We start from the raw sequence: 4016 nt of genomic DNA on the forward strand, positions 1-4016 counted from the left end.
TAGCCATAACCGGTTCCTCTCACTAAACATTATTATTACTATTGAAGTTCTGTTTCGGTAGAACTCTCGTCTGGATATCAGGAGCGGTAGGAGGACCAGACATGTATCCGAACGTTCGGACCTCATTCGAACTCCGGTCTCTCCACACGGCTATGACTCTGCCTGTGCCGTTCCTGTCTCGGGTGACGACCGATTACAGGGAACCTGTACACGTTTGATGGAATCGACGAACTCCGTGACACCAAACACGAACTGGCGGAGATCGAGCGCCACGACATCTACGCCCATAACGAAGTGGACGACGAGTGGGCGGAACTGTCGTATCGTGACTCGCTATGGACTGCAGATGGGACGCCTGTCGGGGATGTGTCGGCCAGTACAGAGCATTACCACGTGTTTCAGCCGGCGGACATCATCGACTACGAGGCCCAGGCCTTGGAGCAGTACAGTGACGCGGTGCGGCCGAAGGGCTACGTCCGGGAATCGAGTGATGGCCGGAAGCTCACGGTCTACACGGATCTGGACGGGCTGGAAGTGGAACCGTTCGACGGCGACATCTACGAACTCGGGAAACGGACGTCCCACGCCCACACCGGGATGCACGGGTTGCACCATGATATCGGGGCGGTCCGCGTCATCTGCACGAACGGGATGGTGTCGTTCGACGCGGAGAAGCATTTCAGCCAGACGCACAGTGAGCCATTGAACTACGCGTTGTTCGAGCACGCGTACGACAGCATCGTGTCCGGCGTGGCGGATGTGGAGGACCGGATCCAAGCGGCGGCCGACCAGGAACTCGTGAACCGGGACGAGGCCCTGCTGGTGCTGACCGACCTCGGGATCGACGCGTATCTTCCAGTGGACGATCCGCTGGACACGCTGCGGGACGCGCTCGAAACGGAACTCGACGCGTACCAGGACCAGCCAACGCTGTACGACACGTACAACGCGGCGACGCGGGCATTGACCCACGCGGATGGCATGGACGCGGACAACCGGACCCGCGGCCTGGAACAGGCGGCCCGGCTCCTCGACCGGGAGGGCGACGTCCCCGATGCAACAGAACTGGGCCGGCGGGCCGTGGAGCACCGGGTCGATCAGTACACGGCTGACGCGGAGATCGATCCGTACTGGGATGGCGAGGAGGAAACACTGCAGACGCTGATCGAGGCGCACGGCGACGGCGGGTGATCGACAAGTGGTGGACGATCCCGATCAGGTGACGGACCCTGTCCAGCGGCTTGCGCGGGAGTACGTGGAGGCCCGGCGGCGGACCGGCGCGGAATGGCTCTACGTGCAGCAACCGTGGGACGGTGAACTCCAGTATGACACGTTCAGCTACCTGCCGGAGCAGCATTTCCGCCAGGCGTACGATCAGATCACGGGAGACGCGGAAGACAATCCCGGAGAAGAGGACGTGTGTTGTCGGCAGTGTGGTGGGTCTCTTTCCCGTGTCCGCACGGATCAGCGTGCGCACCTGGCGGTCGAGTACTACCGATGCCAGGCGGACGAGGGCTGTCGACAGGGTGGCGAACGGGTGTACGATCAGGCCGGGGAACTCATCCGGACGGCGGGCCCGGTGTTCGAGGACGGGCAGCAGCGATCGGTCGCCCAACTCCTGGAACCGCGGGACCGAGACAGGCGGGACCAGACCGACGTGGAAGACGAGGGTGCGTTTGAGCCGGATGGCGGGTACGATACGCTGCACGCGGGGACGCGGCGGTCCACGGTGTACTACTGGCTGGATCCGGAGACCGGGGCAACTCTGCCCCATACCGACGTGAACGACCATGGAACGATCCCGTTCTTTGCGGATGAACCGGCTGCGCGGGCCTTCCTCGAGAACCGGGCCGAGGCTGGAGACGCGGACCGGTACGCAGGATTAAGTCTGTACAAGGCCCGGACCCGGAAGGTGGCAGACGCGGTCGATGTCCTGACGGAGCAGGCCGGGTTCGACGAGTATGTGCCAGATGGCTGACGGTCCGGGTCCCGGTGTTTGGCCGGGGCAGGGCCACGTCCTATATTCGAGGATTAGTCGATGAGTCCCTCGTCCCTGAGAAGGGATCGCATTTCGTCCCGGACGATGGATCGAATTTCTGCTTCAGAGAAGGTGTCGTCGTGTCGGGCGACACCGAGCTCGGCGTCGATCGTCCGAAGCGCCATCTCGAGGGTGTCCATCCGGTCGACCAGGTCAGAGTGGTCCATATCTGTGGCAGCAGTTGTTTCATCGAATGTCAACTCGTGCTCGGCTTCATCCAGGAGTTTCGTGGCTGGTCGGTCGGTGAGCGCGGAGTCCGAGTCGTCGTCGGTCCGCGGACGGACGGGAGTGGCATCCATCATACCCCCGACGCGGATGCCGGTGACGGTTTCGACCTTGTCGGCGAGGTTTGCGGCAAGGGCCCGTTGCTGGTCGGGTTCACCATGGACAAGGGTGATCTCTTCGGGGGAGACCATCCGCGCGAACTCGCGGAGGGTTTGCCGCGCTCCATGTGCCGAGAGGCCGCTGTACCGTGTGATCCACTCTGTCGGAATCTCAACGGTGGTGCCATCGTCGGTATCGGGCACGCCTTCTCCAAGCCTGAGTGCGGGGAGGGTGATCTCGATGGTGCCAGCCTCTGCATCGATCGCGTCCTCGAGCTGTCGACCAGGCGTTCCTTCAGCCTGGAATCCGCAGAGGAAGATGTTGGCGTGGTCGTACCGGTCGGCGAATTCGACGAGATATGAGGGTGCCCAGCCGCCGGCGAGCATCCCTGAGGGGGCAATAATGATGGGTGTGCGCTCGTTGTCGAGTGCGTCCTGCCGGTCGATATGGTAGCCAGCGTCGGCCTGGTCGGGGAGGAACGGCTGATCCTCGCCGTTGCTCACCCGGAGATTCCGGATGGATTCCGACGCAAATTCGCCGTGCGCGTGCTGATTGTAAGTGTTCGTGGCGCCGACCGCCATCCCGTCGTAGATCAGTTGAATCTGACTCCGGGTGTCGTTGTCGAGTTGGTGCAGCCGGTTTTTGAAGATGTAAAGCAGTTCCTGTGAGCGGCCAACACCGAAACTGGGGATCAAGACCGGTTCCTGGTTTCGGGCCGCGGTGATGGCGTCGCTGTAGATCTCTGTCCGGGTCTCGCTGGCGGAGTCATGGTTTTCTGTCCCGCCATAGGTCGCCTCCAGGAAGAGGCTGTCAGCCTTGGGTGGGTCCTCGATGTCCGGGAGATGGTTTGACCGGCCGCCGAGATCACCGGAAAACACGACCCGGGACCCCATCGTTTCGAACGCGATCCAGGCACTGCCCAGCAGATGGCCTGCATTTCCGAATTCGAACGTCAGGGTTTCTTGCTCCGGGAGGTTGGGGACGTAGTCCTGGATATCGCTCCGGATGTATCCGCGGGGAACAAACCGGTCGAGCACCTTTCTGACGTCGGCGTCCGTATAGAGCTGTTCCCGGCCCGGTTTCTCGGCCTTTTCTTTGTGGATCTTCAGCGAATCTTTGAGCAGGGTGCTGGCGAGGGCTTCGGTGGGGCGGGTCGTGATGATCGGGGCGCGCGGGGAGAGGAGGTTGCGGCTTTCGATCACCGGGAGCGCTCCGACGTGGTCGATGTGGGCATGAGTCAGAAACACGGCGTCGATCTGGCCCTCGTCGATCCCACGAAAGTCGGGGAACTGTCCGCCGTCGCCCTGGTTGAGGCCGGCATCAACGAGGTAGGTGCCGAACTTGGTTTCGAGTTGGTAGCAGCTGCGGCCGACTTCCTGGACTCCGCCGCGGGGAATCACGATGAACGGGGTGCCCTCGCCGGGGTCCACCGCGAGGGGGACGTCGTCTTCCGTGTATTCGGTGGCGGTCGTCGTTTTGTAGGCGACCTGGTCGTCCGTGTCCCCGGTCATCGGTGGATCACTTCTTCGGCGTAGAACCGTTCGCGGGTTTCGCGCTGCCCTCTGATAGCCCGTTGCACGCTTTCGAAATTAGCTCCGACCTATCGCGGTGTAGTCACTAGCGTCTAAAATAGTCACTTTAACTAGACTAGAAG

At 62.1% G+C, this 4016-nt stretch carries 3 protein-coding genes; 2 read left to right on the top strand and 1 reads right to left on the bottom strand.

Going from position 1 to position 4016, the window contains the following annotated elements:
• Positions 1 to 294: 294 nt before the first annotated feature.
• Together C446_RS08530 and C446_RS08535 are read left to right on the top strand one after the other, a co-directional pair.
• Entirely contained in the window at positions 295 to 1191 is an 897-nt protein-coding gene (locus C446_RS08530; protein ID WP_049920114.1) for a DUF932 domain-containing protein, read from the top strand.
• Positions 1192 to 1201: 10 nt separating this feature from the next.
• Entirely contained in the window at positions 1202 to 1978 is a 777-nt protein-coding gene (locus C446_RS08535; protein ID WP_152419405.1) for a hypothetical protein, read from the top strand.
• Positions 1979 to 2031: 53 nt separating this feature from the next.
• Here the strand turns inward: C446_RS08535 and C446_RS08540 are convergent, their stop codons facing one another.
• Positions 2032 to 3873, bottom strand: coding sequence for an MBL fold metallo-hydrolase (locus C446_RS08540; protein ID WP_006672683.1), 1842 nt, complete (start codon positions 3871 to 3873; stop codon positions 2032 to 2034).
• Positions 3874 to 4016 lie beyond the last annotated feature (143 nt).

The sequence above is a fragment of the Halobiforma nitratireducens JCM 10879 genome (assembly GCF_000337895.1).
Taxonomy (GTDB): Archaea; Halobacteriota; Halobacteria; order Halobacteriales; family Natrialbaceae; genus Natronobacterium; species Natronobacterium nitratireducens.

What these genes read in the sequence shown, in the direction of transcription:
- C446_RS08540 (WP_006672683.1), bottom strand. Translation starts at nt 3,873, where the DNA reads ATGACCGGGGACACGGACGACCAGGTCGCCTACAAAACGACGACCGCC.